Source organism: Bordetella tumulicola (assembly GCF_054779135.1).
The window spans coordinates 275,374-291,730 of record NZ_BAAGYU010000007.1 but is presented as its reverse complement, the minus strand read 5'-3'; the positions used below and the strand labels follow the sequence as shown (position 1 = coordinate 291,730).

13 protein-coding genes are annotated in these 16,357 nt (G+C 60.2%); 7 read left to right on the top strand and 6 right to left on the bottom strand.

Annotation, left to right across the window (positions count from 1 at the left end; translation table 11 throughout):
- The first annotated feature begins 43 nt into the window (after positions 1-43).
- Positions 44-1,333, top strand: coding sequence for a Hint domain-containing protein (locus ACYVDM_RS09770; protein ID WP_415786365.1), 1,290 nt, complete (start codon positions 44-46; stop codon positions 1,331-1,333).
- A gap of 101 nt (positions 1,334-1,434) precedes the next feature.
- Here the strand turns inward: ACYVDM_RS09770 and ACYVDM_RS09765 are convergent, their stop codons facing one another.
- Positions 1,435-1,659 (bottom strand): type 2 periplasmic-binding domain-containing protein, encoded by a 225-nt coding sequence (locus ACYVDM_RS09765; RefSeq protein ID WP_415786367.1) that lies wholly within the window; start codon positions 1,657-1,659, stop codon positions 1,435-1,437.
- A 155-nt stretch (positions 1,660-1,814) separates the two neighbouring features.
- On the opposite strand from ACYVDM_RS09765, the gene ACYVDM_RS09760 reads away from it, so the two are divergent.
- The 3 genes from ACYVDM_RS09760 to ACYVDM_RS09750 all read left to right on the top strand — a co-directional run bounded on the left by ACYVDM_RS09760 (position 1,815) and on the right by ACYVDM_RS09750 (position 6,643).
- Positions 1,815-3,920: a hydantoinase/oxoprolinase family protein gene (locus ACYVDM_RS09760; protein WP_415786369.1), complete on the top strand. Its 2,106-nt coding sequence runs from the start codon at positions 1,815-1,817 to the stop codon at positions 3,918-3,920.
- The gene (locus ACYVDM_RS09755) at positions 3,917-5,545 is read left to right on the top strand and encodes a hydantoinase B/oxoprolinase family protein (RefSeq protein ID WP_415786371.1); all 1,629 of its coding nucleotides are present in this window, start codon (positions 3,917-3,919) and stop codon (positions 5,543-5,545) included. Before ACYVDM_RS09760 ends, ACYVDM_RS09755 begins: the two co-directional genes overlap by 4 nt.
- Positions 5,546-5,659: 114 nt before the next feature.
- Positions 5,660-6,643, top strand: coding sequence for a Bug family tripartite tricarboxylate transporter substrate binding protein (locus ACYVDM_RS09750; RefSeq protein WP_415786373.1), 984 nt, complete (start codon positions 5,660-5,662; stop codon positions 6,641-6,643).
- Here ACYVDM_RS09750 and ACYVDM_RS09745 read toward each other — a convergent pair.
- The 5 genes from ACYVDM_RS09745 to ACYVDM_RS09725 form a co-directional block, all read right to left on the bottom strand.
- Positions 6,630-7,580, bottom strand: coding sequence for a LysR family transcriptional regulator (locus ACYVDM_RS09745; RefSeq protein ID WP_415786375.1), 951 nt, complete (start codon positions 7,578-7,580; stop codon positions 6,630-6,632). The two genes, ACYVDM_RS09750 and ACYVDM_RS09745, sit on opposite strands and share 14 nt — an antisense overlap.
- 151 nt (positions 7,581-7,731) lie before the next feature.
- A complete protein-coding gene (locus tag ACYVDM_RS09740; protein ID WP_415786377.1) occupies positions 7,732-8,877 on the bottom strand; it encodes a TauD/TfdA family dioxygenase in 1,146 nt (381 codons plus the stop codon).
- 148 nt (positions 8,878-9,025) lie between these two features.
- The gene (locus tag ACYVDM_RS09735) at positions 9,026-10,630 is read right to left on the bottom strand and encodes an ABC-F family ATPase (protein ID WP_415786379.1); all 1,605 of its coding nucleotides are present in this window, start codon (positions 10,628-10,630) and stop codon (positions 9,026-9,028) included.
- Between the two features lie 78 nt (positions 10,631-10,708).
- Positions 10,709-11,422 carry a hypothetical protein gene (locus ACYVDM_RS09730; protein WP_460475380.1) on the bottom strand — a complete coding sequence of 238 codons (714 nt, stop codon included), beginning with the start codon at positions 11,420-11,422 and terminating at the stop codon, positions 10,709-10,711.
- Between the two features lies 1 nt (position 11,423).
- Complete coding sequence (locus ACYVDM_RS09725) at positions 11,424-12,164, bottom strand: hypothetical protein (RefSeq protein ID WP_460475379.1); 741 nt, start codon at positions 12,162-12,164, stop codon at positions 11,424-11,426.
- Between the two features lie 292 nt (positions 12,165-12,456).
- On the opposite strand from ACYVDM_RS09725, the gene ACYVDM_RS09720 reads away from it, so the two are divergent.
- The 3 genes from ACYVDM_RS09720 (at position 12,457) to ACYVDM_RS09710 (ending at position 16,332) form a co-directional block, all read left to right on the top strand.
- A complete protein-coding gene (locus tag ACYVDM_RS09720) occupies positions 12,457-13,581 on the top strand; it encodes a TRAP transporter substrate-binding protein (RefSeq protein ID WP_415786381.1) in 1,125 nt (374 codons plus the stop codon).
- A gap of 127 nt (positions 13,582-13,708) precedes the next feature.
- Complete coding sequence (locus tag ACYVDM_RS09715) at positions 13,709-14,332, top strand: TRAP transporter small permease subunit (protein WP_415786383.1); 624 nt, start codon at positions 13,709-13,711, stop codon at positions 14,330-14,332.
- Positions 14,329-16,332, top strand: coding sequence for a TRAP transporter large permease (locus tag ACYVDM_RS09710; RefSeq protein ID WP_415786385.1), 2,004 nt, complete (start codon positions 14,329-14,331; stop codon positions 16,330-16,332). The genes ACYVDM_RS09715 and ACYVDM_RS09710 overlap by 4 nt, the downstream gene beginning before the upstream one ends.
- The last annotated feature ends 25 nt before the right edge of the window (positions 16,333-16,357 follow it).

Here is a 16,357-nt window from a genome sequence, read left to right as displayed (position 1 = left end):
GCGTTTCCGTAAGTCCACTCAACCTAGCGGATGCCTTCTTGCCATGGCCGATTATTTATTAGAACCCGACGAAAACATTACGTTCGATCCCTCGTCTTCTCCCGAAGACGGCACTGCCAAGCTTACAGTCGTAGGCAACAACAGAATTACGGTTGACGGTCTTGATATCGACATTAGCATCGGGGAGGTACCGGGCGTCTCCCAAAGTGCACAGACAATCATCGACGCTGCTAACAACGCCAACGTCACCATTGATGACTTGGAGGGTTACCACACAGGCTCCCAGAGTCTCACGCTCAATATTGATGACACATCGTCGATATCCTATGGTGCCGAAGAGTTCAATCCAGAGGCCTTCAGCAGGACGACCATTAATTTCACGGGTGACGGCGGTGGCGTGTTCAAACTGCAGCTTCCGCCCGGACGTGTTCCTGACGGCGCCATTCTGACCGGGCTCTCGAATGGAGACACTTTCTATCTTGAGACGGACTCTCCCTTGAGGAAGATTGGCGACGTACGTTGGGATGCATCAAGTAATGAATTGCGCGTAACCACCTTCGAACCAGACGGCTCGCGACAGACGGCCGTGACCTTCAAGGTCGAGGGCGACATCCCTGCTGACGCGACGTTCGAGAATGTTGGAAACGGCCAGATCACCTTCAAGTCGCCGTGCTATCTGCGGGGTACGCACATCGCCACATCCGAGGATGAAAAACGCATCGAGGACCTGCAGGCCGGTGATCAGGTGCTTACCGTCAGTGGACGGCTCGCCACCGTGAAATGGGTGGGCTATTTCAAGCTGCACAGCAATCGTATCCCAGCTCAGCACGCAACTCGTGCCTATCCGATATGCATCACAGCCGGCGCGCTTGCTCCCAATATTCCTACGCGAGACCTGTACGTGTCACCCGGCCATCATATGTACTTCGACGGCAAGCTGATCCCCGCCCTGCTGTTGGTCAATGGCAAAACCATTACGCAGGATTTCTCGCTACGTGCGTTTGAGTACTTTCACGTCGAACTGGATCGGTTCGATATTATCTTGGCCGAGGGCGCGGCGGCGGAGTCCTATGTTGATGCCGGCAATCGCTCGGCATTCCAGAACGTGAACATCGACTCGATGTTGGCGGATTTCGGTCCTGCCAAGGGTCGCCCCACCATCGACGGCATTAAAGTCGTTCGTTCCGGACCCGTCGTTCAGGCCGTACATCAGCGCTTGCTCGAGCGCGCCGAGACACTGGCCCAATGGGCGCAGTCCGCCGGCCCGAACGTCGGACTGACATCGACGGCCAGATTATCGACAACCACTCAGCGTGGCGCTGGAATACGTTAGATCCCGCCTACTCTGGTCATGGCAAGCGGGCCGACATTTCGACGTACGGCCCGTTTGCCAAATCCGTTTTGATTGCTTGCGACAGCGCCCCCAGTTCGCAGCTATCGGCTATCGGCTATCGGCTCCAGCTTGCGGGTTGCCAGCGACATTTGCAGTGTGGGCGTCGCGCTGCCCATCGAGATTCGTTTGATGGGATAGGACAATAAGACGGAAGGATCGGGCATCGGCAGCACCGACAACCCCAGGCCGGCGCTGACCATGGCCACGATAGCCGCGGGATTGCCGAGCTTCAGGGTACAGCGCGCATCGCCGACGTTCTTATGCACAAAACGGGTCGCCGAGGCACTGCCGACAGTGCCGGGTTTTGCGATTTTTATTTATATAAAATTCCGAATAATCACCCAATAATTTTCGTTGGAATACTGAAGTCGTTCTCTCTATCATGGATGAAACTTTCATCTGAGCAGAAGGAGCACGAGCAATGTCAACGTGGGCGATAGGAATTGATATTGGAGGTACGTTCACCGACGTTGTCGCGCTGAATTATGGCGGTGGCGCGCTGCGCTCGCTTAAAGTCTTGACGACCCATGGCGATCCCGCCGAGGGTGTGGCCAACGGTGTCCAGGCCCTGATCACCGAATGCCAGATTGACTCCCGCCAGGTAAAACGCATCGTCCACGCGACCACGCTATTCACCAACGCGCTGATTGAACGACGCGGCGAACCCACGGGCCTGCTGACCACCGAGGGGTTCCGCGATGTGATCGAGATCGGCAATGAGCGCAAGTACGATCTCTACGACTTGAATATTGAGGCCGCGCCGGCGCTGGTGCAACGACGCTGGCGCGTCGAGATCGGCGCGCGCATGGATGCCGACGGCCAGGAACTGGCGCCCGTGGATGCGGAGCAAGTCAAACGCGCCGTGGCGCCCTTGATCGAGGAAGGGGTCAAATCGCTGGCAGTCTGTCTGCTGCATGCCTATGTGGATCCCAGCCACGAAATCGCAGTGCGCGATATTCTGAAACAGGCTTATCCCGACCTGGACATTACCTTGTCCAGCGACGTGGCGCCCGTGATCCGCGAATTCGAGCGCACGTCCACCACGTGCGCCAATGCGTATATCAAGCCGCTGGCCAATCGCTACCTGACCGCGTTGCAGCGTCGCTTGAGTGCCCTGGCCCTGCCCACCGATGTGCTGATGATGCTGTCCAACGGTGGTCTGTGCCATGTCGACGAAGCGCGCCGTACCCCCATCGAATTGCTGGAGTCCGGCCCCGCCGCGGGCGCGATCTCGGCATCGCACTATAGTGCGCGTGATTCGCTGTCCGACCTGCTGGCCTTTGACATGGGCGGCACCACGGCCAAGCTGTGCCTGGTAGAAAACGGCAACCCCTCTATCGCCTACGGTTTTGAGGCGGCGCGGCAAAGGCGTTTTGCCGAAGGCAGCGGTCTGCCGATCCGCATCACCACCGTGGATCTGATCGAGATCGGCGCGGGTGGCGGCAGTATTGCGTACCGCGATGCGCTGGGCTTGCTCAAGGTCGGCCCGCAAAGCGCAGGCTCGGAGCCCGGCCCGGCGTGCTATGGCCTCGGCGGCGAGGACGCCACGGTGACCGATGCGAATCTGCTGTTGGGCTATTTGAATCCCGAGTACTTTGCGGGCGGCACCATGAACATCGACGTCGATCTGGCCGGACAACAGCTGGGCAAGATCGGCGATGAGGTCGGCCGAGACAAGGTCGGCGTGGCTTGGGGTATTCATGACATCGTCGCCGAGAACATGGCTGGCGCGGCGCGTGTGCACGTGGCCGAGCGCGGCCGCGATCCGCGCGATTTCGTGCTGCTGTGCACGGGTGGCGGCGGACCGCTGCACGGCTACTACGTCGCCCAGAAGATCGGCGTCAGCAAACTGGTATGCCCACCCGCCGCGGGCGTGGCCTCGGCCTACGGCTTGCTGGTGGCCCCGGCGCGTGCCGACCGCTCGCGTACGGTCAGTGTCCGTCCGGGTAGCGACTCGCTGCAAACGCTGGAGTCAGCATTCGCTGACCTGGAAACGCAGGTACAGATTTCGCTCAATGCACTGGAAGCCACCTTTGGACCGGTGCGGATATCCCGCTACGCCGACGGCCGCTTCGCGGGCCAGGGCTTCACCCTGACCGTCCCGTTGCCGGACGGCCCGTACCACGGTCCGGGTGCGTCTGACGAAGCCAGCGTGCGTGCCGCGCTACTGACCGCCTTCGAAGCCGGCTATCGCGAGAAGTTTGGCCGTACGCCCCCCGATGTGCCGATTGAACTGCTGAACCTGCGCGTGTCCGGCGAAGCGCCGCCACGCCAGAAGCCGCCGCATGAAGCCGTCCCTACCGGCGCCACCGCGACGCCCAAGGCGCGGCGCAACGTGTATTTCCGCGAATGCAACGACTACGTCGACACGCCTATCTATGACCGCGCCACGCTGTGCGCCGGGTTCCAGGCCATGGGCCCCTTACTGGTCGAAGATGCCGGCTCGACCCTGGTCGTTGGACCGCGCGGCCGTGTCAGCCAGTCGCTGAGCGGCAACTTGATTGTCGATATCCTGGAGCAAGCATGAGCCAACCCCAAGTCATGGACGTGACGACCGATCCGATTTTTCTGGAAGTGTTCTGGGCGCGCATTCGCTCGATCGTCAACGAAGCAGCCAAGATGATTGTCCGCACCTCATTTTCCACGCTGTCCACGGAAGCCAACGATTTCGCCGTCGTGCTGACAGACTCGCAGGGCCGCGCGTTGTCGGAAAACAGCGGCAGCATCCCGTCTTTTATCGGCACGCTGCCCCGCACCACGCAAGCCGCCATCGAGCGCTTTGGCACCGAGAACATGCGTGCGGGCGATGTCTACATCACCAATAACCCCTGGATCGGCACCGGCCACCTGAACGACGTCACCCTGGTCAAGCCGCTGTTTCACCAGGGCGCGCTGGTAGCTTTTGCGGCCTCGACGGCGCACGTGCCCGATATCGGCGGCAAGATCCGTTCAGTCGATACCCGCGAGCTGTACGAGGAAGGTTTTCATATTCCGCTGATGCTCTTGCTACGCGAGGGCAAGGAAGACGAAACGCTGCTGAACCTGTTGCGCACCAACGTGCGCACGCCCGAGCAGACGGTCGGTGATATCTGGGCGCAAATGGGCGCACTGGAATTGATTGGCGGGCGGATCGACGCGCTACTCAAGGAATATGCGCTGCCCGAGCTCGATTCGCTGGCCCATGCTTTGTTTGAGCGCAGCGAGGCCGCCATGCGCGCGGCCATCCAGGCCCTGCCAGATGGCAAGTATCAGTACCAGATGAATACCGACGGCTTCGAGGAACCATTCCTCTATGTCGTCGAGGTGCGCATCGAAGGCGATACGATCACCTGCGATTTCGAGGGCACGTCGCCCCAGCAGCCACGCGGTATCAACTGCGTGCTGCCGTATACCGCGGCCATGTGCGCGTACGCCATCAAGACCCTGCTGTTGCCGGACCTGCCCAACAACGATGGCCTGTTTCGCCCCATCAGAACCACGGCACCCGAGGGCTCGTTGCTGAATCCACGCCAGCCCGCTCCCGTGGGCGGCCGCTCGTGCACGGGCCACTATGTGCCAACCGTCGTGTTTGGCGCCATGGCCCACGTAATCCCACGCGCCGTGATCGCCGGCGCGGGATCCCCGCTGTGGGTCACCAACTTCAGCGGCACACGCCCCAACGGCAAACCCTTTGCCACGGTGCTGTTCTACAACGGTGGCATGGGCGCATCGGCAACCAAGGACGGCGCCTCGGTCATGGCATGGCCCAGCAATATCTCGCCGACGCCCGTAGAAGTCGCCGAGCGCGAGGCGCCGCTGCTCTTTAAGCGCAAGGCGTTTCGCACCGACTCCGGCGGACAAGGACGTCATCGCGGCGGGCTGGGTGAGGAAATATGTTTTGTCAGCCGTCACGACACACCCATGTCGGTCATTTTCATGACCGAACGCACCAAGGTGCCCGCGCCGGGTATCGCCGATGGCGAAGCCGGCGCCTGCGGCGAAGTGCTAATCAATGGCGAGGTCATCAACAACCGGCTGCCTCAGTGGATACAACCCGGCGACGAGATCACCCTGCGCACCCCCGGAGGGGGTGGCTACGGTCCGGTGGTCGAGCGTAACCCGACGCTGATCAACCGCGATCAGCAACAGGGATACGTGCAAAACGTGCCGTAATTTTCGGGCCGCGCATCAAGCCCGCCGGCTTGATGCACCGGCGGGGTGGCGGCCCAAACAGACGTTTTGTCACCCCGCCTATACATCGATGATCAACGATCACAAGGGGAATTTATGAACAAAGCACTATTGAACAAGCGCATCTTCTGTGGCGCGCTGACGCTGACTGCCGTGATGGCGGTGCCCATCGCATCGGCGGCTTATCCCGATCAGCCCATCCACTTCGTCGTGCCCTACTCCGCGGGCGGTTCGACCGACCTCCTGGCACGCATGCTGGGCGAGAAAGTCGGCAATCAACTGGGGCAAACCGTCATCGTGGAAAACCGCCCGGGCGCCGGCAGCAACATCGGCACCGGCTATGTCGCCAAATCCGAACCCGATGGCTACACCATCCTGATGGCGACCTCCACTGCGCTGGCAACCAACCCTCATCTGTTCAAGAACCTGCAGTACGATCCGCAAAAAGACCTCGCCCCCATCATCCTGACGAGCACCCTGCCCAGCATGGTGGTGGTCAATGACAAGCTACCGGTCAAGACGATCGCCGAGCTCAATACCTATCTGAAGGGCCCAGACGGTCCCCATACTTTTGCGTCGGCGGGCACCGGCACACCGGCTCACCTGGGTGGCGAGCTCTACAAGCGCTCGTTGGGCGTTAACGTGATTCATGTCCCGTACAAGGGTGGCGCGCCTGCCTTGACTGATCTGGTGGGAGGCCAGACCGATTTCATGATCGCGGTGGCGCCCGAAGCCATCCCGCTGGTCAAGGACGGGCGGCTGCGCGCGCTGGCGGTCACCACCAAAACGCGTTTGGCCGCCTATCCGGATCTGCCCACGGTGGCCGAATCCGGCATTCCCGGCTATGAGCTAATCGCCTGGTACGGCGTGCTGGCGCCGGCCGGGACACCTGCCCCCATCATCGATAAACTGAACGCGGCTTTTGACAAGGCGCTTCAGGACCCGGCTGTCGCCAAGAAAATGGGAGAAATGGGCTTTGTGATCGACGGTGGTACGCCGTCCGTGCTGACCGAGCGCATTCGCACCGAGAGCGCCAAGATGAAAGAGCTCATTGAGCAGGCCAACATCACGCTCGACTGACGCGAGCAGCGATACGCACGTGCCGCGGCACGGGCGTATCGTGCAGTACCTGCTCGAAGATCGAAAGAAAGGCGTCGGCACTGGGCGACAGCGACCGCAGGCGACGCGAGACCAAACAGATCTCGCGCGATAACTGCGGCGTCTTCAGTGGCCGAAACCGTAGGCCATCTGCAAATCCCGTGTGCTCTACCGTCAGCGCCGGCACGATCGAGTAACGCCCCGGTATTTTCAAAAGCGAAAACAGCGACGTCGTGGACGAAACCTCGTCGAGCTTGCCCTCGCGCCGGCGAAACCCACGCGCCTGCTTGGCCAGAAACGCGCCGATACCCGTATCGTCACTGAAGCCCACGTAGTGATCAGGATCGAGTTCGCTCCATGCCAGAGCGTCGGAGCGCTGCGCCAGCGGGTTATCCTCGCCCACCACGATGCCATAACGGTCGCTCAGCAAGGGGGTGTAGATCAAATCTTCCAGACCGTTATGCTGTGCTGCCACGGCGAAATCAATGGTCCCTTCGGCCACCATCTGCTCGACCCGCTGTGCTCCCGCGTCGCGGATAGATATCGTGATTTGAGGAAAGTCCCGTTTGAAGACTTCGATCACCCGGTACAGGTAATAGTCGATTACCGACGCGGCGGCGGCGATACGCAAGTGCCCGCGCTGCACGCTGGCAAAGGCCTTCAGGTCCGAGATCGAGGCGTCGAAACGCTTGACCAGTTGCTCGGCCTCGGCCAGGTAGTGTTCGGCCTCGTCTGTCATGGACACACGACGCGTGCTGCGATCGAAGAGTTTGACCCCGACCGAGTCCTCGAACTGCTGGATGACATTGGTCAGCGACGACTGCGTCATATAAAGGCGCGACGCCGCAGCCGTGAAGGTGCCACTGCGCGCCACCTCGACAAAGCAGCGTAAATGACGCATGGATACGTTGCGCGACATCGTTTTCCTTTATTCGTATTTTCAGAATAAATATGTCTAATTTATCACTGAAAAGTGATGCTACGATAGACGACAGATGTCATTCGTTAGTCGGCCATTGATAGGCGGCCATTCCCGGTGGCCGATATGCCGGGCTACTTAGCACGGTGGCTCAAACGGCCAACGATGCGGCCATGTCTTCCTTACGAACCTTGGGCGCCCACGTGGCGTAGAGCATGCCCAATGCGTCTGCTTGCTGCCGCTCATAGGCGAGGAAAGCCTCGCTGACCTCGGTACCGCGCATACCACCCCGCACGGCGCCCGGTCGGCCGTCCACGAAATATTCTTCCCACGCTTGTGGCAAGCGTTGCGAGATGGGCACCGCCAACCACAGGCGCAACAGATGGCGCTTCTGATCAGGATCGTCATAATCTTCGAACGAGGTCCGCGAGTGCAGCGTGACGTAGCTGTTGAGCAGTTGCATATCACCGCGTTCAAGCTCCATCGTGTAGCAGAGCTTCTCGCTGGCCATCAGTTGCTCAAGCAGTTCGATGGCGTCGGATTGTGCGTCCGTCAAGCGTGGAACTTCGGGAAAGTCCCGCTGGGCAGCGACAATATTCTTGCGGTTCATGCGCGCGGCAAAGCAATCGCCGTCTTGGGCGAACACCGGGCAGCGATAGTAAGGCGGCTGGCTAGGGTCCTGCGCCCCTTGGTAGCTATGAAAGAACGGACGAACCATCACCTCGAGCAGGTCCGGACGCAGCCGCTGGACTTCATCGTGCAGCGCGATCGAACTGACCACTTTGCTGCCGCCGCCTGACTTCGCGGTGCGACGGCACAGCAGCGCCACAACATCCGTCGAATCGATATGGAAATCCAGTTGGGCGTTGGTGTTGTAGCCACGACCACCCTTGACCTTGTACGAGCCACCGGCGTCGCGCACGTCGGTCGTGAAATCACTGGCGCGGTTCTGTGGGCGACCGACGCCCATGTACAAGCCCATGCCCCAGTAGGCCATGCGGACGTCTTCTTCGGTCCAGACGTCCACGGGAAAGCCTTTCATCAGGCACATGCCCCAGCGACCCTGGGTCATGGCGATCGCCTGGCGCAGGATGGCCTGTGTCTCGGCATCCAGCGGAAAATCCTGTTGCCGCCATTCCAGCAGGGGCTTGCCATGCGTCTTGGCGTGCCGCAGGGCCTGATTCAGCGAATCAATGTGTCGCTGGCCGACGCGCAGCACCCAGGATACGTCCTTGCGAACGTCGTCCGCGATCCAGGCTTGCGGACCGCCCTGCCCAGTGGCTTGCTGGCTACTCATTTGTACGCTCTCCATCGTTCGGGGAAAGCGTTCAGTCTAGGCAGAGGCGTCCGTCTTGGGTAGCGCCGTTGTTTGATCCCTGACGTAAGCCTTTTTGAAGGCTACGTGCGTCACGGGGCACGCACGCCAGGGCGGTGGCTGGTGGCGATCAGCCTTCGATGCCGCGCGAGGACAGGAAGTCTTCGTAGCCGCCACGATAGTCGACGATCTCGCCATTGGGCAGGACTTCGATGATGCGCGTCGCCAGACCCGAGACGAACTCCCGGTCGTGCGACACAAAGATCAAGGTGCCCTGGTACTTTTCGAGTGCGAATTGCAGCGACTCGATCGACTCCATGTCCAGGTGGTTGGTGGGCTCGTCGAGCAGCAGGACGTTATGCCGGCCCAACATCAGGCGACCAAAGGTCATGCGGTTTTTCTCGCCGCCAGACAGGACTTTGGGGGCCTTGGGCAGATCGTCCGCCGAGAACAGCAACCGACCCAGCACCGAACGAATGGATTGATCGTCGTCACCAGGCTGACGGTACTCGCCCATCCAGTCAAGCAGATTGATATCCGTTTGCTGGAACTGGTCAGAGACGTCTTGCGCCATATAGCCCAGGTCAGCGTTATCCGACCATTTCAGCGAACCTGAGTCGGGTTTCAGATCGCCGGCCAACAGGCGCAGCAGCGTGGTCTTACCCACACCATTGGCGCCGATGATGGCGATCTTTTCGCCTGCGTCGATCATGGTGGAGAAATCACGGATGACCGGCGCATCGTAGGATTTGGAGAGCTTTTCGATCGTGACCGCCAGGCGGTGCATGACCTTGTTTTGCTCGAAACGGATGAACGGGTTCTGGCGCGACGACGGCTTGACCACGACCTGCTCGGACTTGATGCGGTCGATCTGCTTCAGGCGCGAGGTCGCCTGACGAGACTTGGATTTGTTGGCGGCGAAACGGCGCACAAAGTCTTGCAACTCGGCGACGCGCTCCTTGGCCTTGGCATTGTTGGAGACCAGACGCTCGCGAGCCTGGGTCGAGGCCAGCATGTAGTCATCGTAATTGCCGGGATAAATACGGATCTCGCCGTAGTCCAGGTCGGCCATATGGCTGCAAACCTGGTTCAGGAAGTGCCGGTCGTGGCTGATGATGATCATCGTGCTCTGATAGCTGTTGAGCACGTTTTCCAGCCAGCGAATCGTGTTGATATCCAGGTTGTTGGTCGGCTCGTCGAGCAACAGCACATCGGGATTCGAGAACAGCGCCTGCGCCAGCAGGACGCGCAGCTTCCAGCCGGGCGCGATCTCGCGCATCGGCAGTTGATGCTGATCGACGGCGAACTCCAGGCCCAGCAGCAACTCGCCCGCGCGGGCCTCGGCGGTATAGCCGTCGTACTCGGCAAACTTGGCCTCGAGCTCGGCCGCACGCATGTAGTCGTCCTCGGTCGCCTCGAGGTTGGCGTAGATCGCATCGCGCTCGGTCATCGCGTCCCACATTTCTGTGTGACCCATCATGACCACGTCCAGCACGCGCAGGTCTTCGAAGGCAAATTGATCCTGACGTAGTTTGCCCAGGCGCACCCCCGGATCGAGCGAAACGTTACCGCCGGAGGACTCCAGGTCACCGCCGATGATTTTCATGAACGTCGACTTGCCCGAGCCGTTGGCCCCGATCAAACCATAGCGGTTGCCTTCCCCGAACTTGACACTAACGTTCTCGAAAAGGGGTTTGGGACCGAACTGAATAGTAAGATTGGCGGTAGATATCACGGTATTTTATTAGGGCAAGAGACGCCCGCACAGACGCGGGGCTAAACCTAACAGTGTACCAAGTCGCGATTACAGCCGCTAATCCGCCGGGAAACCCTCGTCTCGCCACGCCCAACCCCGTACGTGGGCCTGGTCGGCCAACGCCCGAGCAAAAGCGCGTTCGAAGCCCGGTGTCAGCGGCAACACGCCCAGATAGTCACCGTCATGTCCCTGCGTCACCACGCCCATCAGTCCCAGCGTGGAAAGCTCTGGCGCCAGCGTGCCCCAGTCTTTCGTGAGGGCGCAACGACGCACTAGCGAGGCGGGCAGCTCGGGGGGCATGGCGTCGCGGGGGCAGAAAAACACGACTTGCGAGGCCGACAGATGCCAGGCCCCGATGGAGAACAGGCTGCGCGCCTGCGCGGGTACATCGGTGCAGGCCAGCAGAGGCTCGTTCAGTCCGGCTATCGGCCGGATCCAGACGTCCTCGTGCCGCTGCCAGTCCTGCGCCGCGTCCTGGCCCGTCAGTCGACGAAGCCAATCGGCAACTGGCCAGGTGCGTCGCGCCTCCTGGCCATCAGGCAAGGTTTCCGTCAAAAAAACCACGCCGGCAATACGGCAGAATGCCTCGGACAAGGCGTCAATCAACGCGGACGGAAGGCCTTCGTCCACTGGCGTGGGATGTTGTGTCCAGTCCAACCGATACATCGCCTGACCGGGCGCGAGCACGCCCAACTGCAAGGCCTGCGTATCGCCTTCTTCGCCCACGCGGCCCCATGTCAGAGAGAGTGTCCCCGCGCGGGCGTCTGGCATCTTAGTGGCCTTCACCACGCAGCCAGGCGCGGACTTCGGCCTCGCTGCTGATGATCAGCGGGCGAAAACGCGTGTCTTCGGCCCAGTCATAAACCACGCCGGCCACCGTGCTGCCGACGAAATAGCCCACCCCGCCACCAATAATGCAGCCCCCGAGGCCGCCAAGACCCGCGCCAATGGCATTACCCACTAAAGGCGCCTCACTGCCGGCCCAAAAACCTGCTGTCGCACCACCCGCGCCGACGACCTTGCAACCCGCCCAAGCCCCCGCCCAACCGGCAACGACCTCGGTCGCTCGCCGCAACGGTTTATCGGCCTGAACAATAGAGACCGCGTCGACGGCCATGCCCACTACGCCCAAAAAGCGACCGCCATGACGAAAGTAGCGTGCGGCATGGTATGTCGCCGGGGCGGCACCCGAAACAGGGGTATGGTTAGTAATGCCAAAGGTCGGCAGAGTTTTACTCTGATTCCAGTGATAGGTGATGGCCTTGCTGCCGTTAGGCAATTTCTGCTCACCGTAATCTAGACGCAATTGACGGCCAAATTTCTTGCCAGGATCTTCGACAAAAAAGAGCGTGGAGGTCGAATTCTTGAAATTGCCGGGTGCATAAAGCTGAATGCACAGTCCTTGCGTGCCGGGCACCGGAATACGGACAGACGACGCGGCGCCAGCACCAGCCATCGGGATCACAGCGCCGGACCAGGGCGCCGTTGCGTTTTGTGCCTGTTCGTCAGCCACAGATCCTATCCTCATGTACATAGACCCGAGCGGAATTGAATCACGATAACGCACGTGAGGACAACTCAATGGGTCTTTTCGCATCGCTCTTACGGGTTATCCCCATATGTCAAACAATTGTCAGGATGGGTTCAGCAAGGTTTAATCGACAAGCGGTATGCCAAACCATGTACAAGTATTTCAATTCACGCATACCGCGCAGGTCCCATGCATTGCGCTTTGTTCTTGCTGCACCTTACAAGCTGTTCCATAACAAGCTGGTCCATGCAGTTCACCGAGGAGACAACAAGCCATGCCACAAGCCACATCATCACGTCGTCGTTTCATTGCAGGAGCCACCACCATCGCAGGTTCCGCGGCGCTAGGATTTCCAGCCGTGACGCGCGCACAAAACGCGCCTATTTCTTTGCGCTTTCAAAGCACCTGGCCGGCCAACGATATTTTTCACGAGTTCGCGCAAGATTACTGCCGCAAGGTCAACGATATGGCCGAGGGCCAGTTGAAGATCGAAGTGCTGCCCGCCGGGGCCGTCGTAAAAGCCTTTGACCTACTGGATGCCGTGTCGGCAGGCACACTGGATGGCGGCCATGGCGTCGTGGCCTATTGGTACGGCAAGAACACCGCCGTCGCGCTCTGGGGTTCGGGCCCGTCGTTCGGGATGGATGCCAACATGCTGCTGGCCTGGCATGAATACGGTGGTGGTAAAGAACTGCTGACCGAGATCCAAAAAGCGATGGGCGTCAACGTCGTGTCGTTAATGTACGGCCCCATGCCGACACAACCGTTTGGTTGGTTCAAAAAACCCATCACCAAGTTCGAAGACGTCAAAGGCGCGAAGTTCCGCACGGTAGGCCTGGCTATTGACATGTATACCGCCATGGGCGCGGCGGTCAACGCCCTGCCCGGCGGGGAAATCGTTCCTGCGCTGGATCGGGGCCTGCTGGACGGCGCGGAGTTCAACAATGCCTCGTCCGATCTATCGCTGGGCTTTCCGGACGTGTCCAAGATCTGCATGCTGCAAAGCTTTCACCAAAGCGCCGAGCAGTTTGAGATCCTGTTCAACAAGAAAAAATATGACACGCTGCCCAAGCATCTGAAGCATATTCTGGCCTACGCGTCGCAAGCCGCCAGCGCCGACATGTCGTGGAAAGCCGCCGACCGTTATTCCACCGACTACATCAAGCTGCAGAAAGACCATAACGTCAAGTTCTACAAAACACCCGACTCCATTTTGCAAGAGCAACTCAAGATCTGGGACGCCATGATCGAAAAACGCTCGGCAGAAAACCCCTTGTTCAAGAAAGTGCTGGAATCCCAGCGCGACTTTGCACAACGGGCAGGACGGTGGCACAACGACGTTTCCGTCAATTTCCGAATGGCATTCAACCACTACTTCTCGCGCAAGCCCGCCGCCTGATTCGTTGATGGTTGACGTCAAGCCGCACCCTTGCACCCGCCTGGCGCGCCGGACCGATCGTTCGGCGCGCCAGGCGGGTGCGCATTTGTGCGCCCTGCTCTGCACTCTGTAATCTGGATCTCGCCCAATGCTCAAGTTGATACGCATGGTGGATCGGCTGTCTACTTTTGTAGGACAGACCTTTGCCTGGTTGATCGTCGTTCTGACAATCCATATCTGCTGGGAAGTCGCCAATCGATACATATTCAATACCCCCAGCGCGTGGGCCTTTGATTTGCAGCTGATGTATTACGGCGTGCTGTTCATGATGGCAGGCGCGTACACCCTAGCGAAAAGCGGCCATGTCCGGGGAGACATTCTGTATGGCTTTTTGCCGCCCCGCGTACAGGCCGGGCTGGACATTGTTTTGTATATCATTTTCTTCGTCCCGGGCGTCGTCGCGCTCGTGTGGGCCGGCTGGTATTACGCCGGCGAATCCATCGCCATTCGAGAACACTCTTCGCTGATGGCTGACGGTCCACCCATCTATCCCTTCAAAGCCTTTATCCCCATCGCCGGCGCCTTCTTGCTATTGCAAGGACTAGCGGAGATCGCGCGCTGCGCCCTCTGTCTGCGCGACGGCGTCTGGCCCGCCCGCGAGGAAGACGTGGAAGAAGTTGACGTCGACAAGCTCAAGGAAATGGTGCACGTCAAAGACGAAGACATCGCCCAGCTCGACCGCTACGTCATCGACGAGGAGAAGGCCAAGTGAAAATCAATAAAGCACTCTGGTTCGGCCTGACGTGCATCGCCATCGTGGTGGCGATGATAGGCTTTCTGACCCCTTGGCACGACATCACCACGGGTCACCTGGGACTTCTGATGCTGGCGCTGATCGTCGTCGCCATCATGCTGGGCTTTCCCACCGCCTTTACGCTGATGGGCATGGGCGTGCTGTTCACGTTTCTCGCCTACTACCTGCAAAACGCCGACCCGCAACAATCCATACGTCAAACGCTGGACCTGATGGTGCAGCGTACCTACGCCACCATGACCAACGATGCGCTGATCTCTGTGCCGTTGTTCGTGTTCATGGGCTACTTGGTCGAACGTGCCAACCTCATCGAAAAACTGTTTCGCTCCATGCACCTGGCCCTGGCCAGACTACCGGGAGCCTTAGCGGTGGCCACGCTAGCCACTTGCGCGATTTTCGCCACCGCCACCGGGATCGTGGGCGCTGTCGTCACTCTGATGGGTTTGCTCGCCATGCCCGCCATGCTCAAGGCAGGCTATAGCGTGCGCCTGACCGCGGGCTCCATCACGGCGGGCGGCTGCCTGGGCATCCTGCTGCCCCCCTCGGTCATGCTGATTGTGTACGGCGCCACCACCGGCGTATCCGTCGTGCAGCTCTATGCCGGGGCATTCTTTCCGGGCTTGATGCTGGCCGGATTGTATGTGCTGTATGTCATGCTCGTAGCGAAACTGAGCCCCAGCTCCGCCCCACCCCTCACCGCCGCAGAACGTGAAATTCCGCTGCCCGCCGAGGCCGACGCCCTCAAACGCCAAGGCTATACGAACGCCGTCAACGGCCTGCTGAGCGGTCTGTTTAAAGGCCGTCGCAACAGTGGCGTGTCGTTGCGGTTCTTGTCACGCAACATGATGCTGGCGTTAACACCATTGATCGCCTTTTTAGTCATCACGGGCTCGGCGTACTACCTCGTGACAGATCCACCTGACGTCTATGAGATCCCCGCAGAATTACGGCTGGGTGGCGGCGGCGGTGGTGACTACGGTGGACTGGCGGAGCCGCCGATGGATGGCGGACTCGCAGAGCCCCCCATGGAGGGAGGCCTCGCCGAACCGCCCATGGATGGCGGCCTGTCCGAGCCGCCTGGTGCCGGTGGGCTGGCCGAACCGCCCGGCGCCGAGAGCGCGGCTTCGTCCGCGATGGGCAAGGCCGAAAGGGGCGCCGCAGCCAGCACCGCCCCGGCAGCACAGGACGAGGGCCCCGCACGCGAACCCGCGCCCAACGGCTACTGGATATTCTTTGGCATCTGCCTCGCCATTCTGCTGATCTTTTACGCGCTGCTCACCTGGGCCAGGCTAGAGGTCTTCAAAATGCTGATGGGATCGTTCTTTCCCCTCGCCATCATGATCGCCGCTGTGCTGGGCTCCATCACCTTTGGGCTGGCCACGCCCAGCGAGGCCGCCGCCATGGGCGCCATGGGCGGCGCGCTCTTGGCCCTGCTGTACCGGCGGTTGAACATGCCGGTGCTCAAGGAGTCTGTCTTTCTCACGGCCAAAACCAGCGCAATGGTCTGCTGGTTATTCGTCGGGTCCTCGATCTTCTCGGCGGCGTTCGCGCTGCTGGGCGGCCAACGTATCATCGAAGAGTGGGTGATATCGCTCGGACTCACTCCCATTCAGTTCCTGTTGCTCGCACAGGCCATCATCTTCCTGCTGGGGTGGCCGCTTGAATGGACCGAAATCATCGTCATTTTCATGCCGATCTTCGTGCCTTTGCTGATCACCTTCGACGTCGACCCGCTGTTCTTTGGCCTGCTCGTCGCCCTGAACCTGCAAACCGCGTTCCTGTCTCCCCCCGTAGCTATGTCTGCGTTCTATCTCAAAGGCATCGCGCCACCCCATGTCACACTGAATCAGATTTTCATGGGCATGATGCCTTTCATGGGGATCCAGATCATCGCGATCTTCCTGCTCTATATGTTCCCGGGCATCGGCCTCTGGCTGCCGACTGTGCTCTATCGCTAACCCCAAAACCGGCCTTTGAAGGAAG

Coding starts and splice junctions, on each gene's coding strand:
- ACYVDM_RS09770 (WP_415786365.1), top strand. CDS start 44: ATGGCCGATTATTTATTAGAACCCGACGAAAACATTACGTTCGATCCC.
- ACYVDM_RS09760 (WP_415786369.1), top strand. CDS start 1,815: ATGTCAACGTGGGCGATAGGAATTGATATTGGAGGTACGTTCACCGAC.
- ACYVDM_RS09755 (WP_415786371.1), top strand. CDS start 3,917: ATGAGCCAACCCCAAGTCATGGACGTGACGACCGATCCGATTTTTCTG.
- ACYVDM_RS09750 (WP_415786373.1), top strand. CDS start 5,660: ATGAACAAAGCACTATTGAACAAGCGCATCTTCTGTGGCGCGCTGACG.
- ACYVDM_RS09745 (WP_415786375.1), bottom strand. CDS start 7,580: ATGTCGCGCAACGTATCCATGCGTCATTTACGCTGCTTTGTCGAGGTG.
- ACYVDM_RS09740 (WP_415786377.1), bottom strand. CDS start 8,877: ATGAGTAGCCAGCAAGCCACTGGGCAGGGCGGTCCGCAAGCCTGGATC.
- ACYVDM_RS09730 (WP_460475380.1), bottom strand. CDS start 11,422: ATGCCAGACGCCCGCGCGGGGACACTCTCTCTGACATGGGGCCGCGTG.
- ACYVDM_RS09720 (WP_415786381.1), top strand. CDS start 12,457: ATGCCACAAGCCACATCATCACGTCGTCGTTTCATTGCAGGAGCCACC.
- ACYVDM_RS09715 (WP_415786383.1), top strand. CDS start 13,709: ATGCTCAAGTTGATACGCATGGTGGATCGGCTGTCTACTTTTGTAGGA.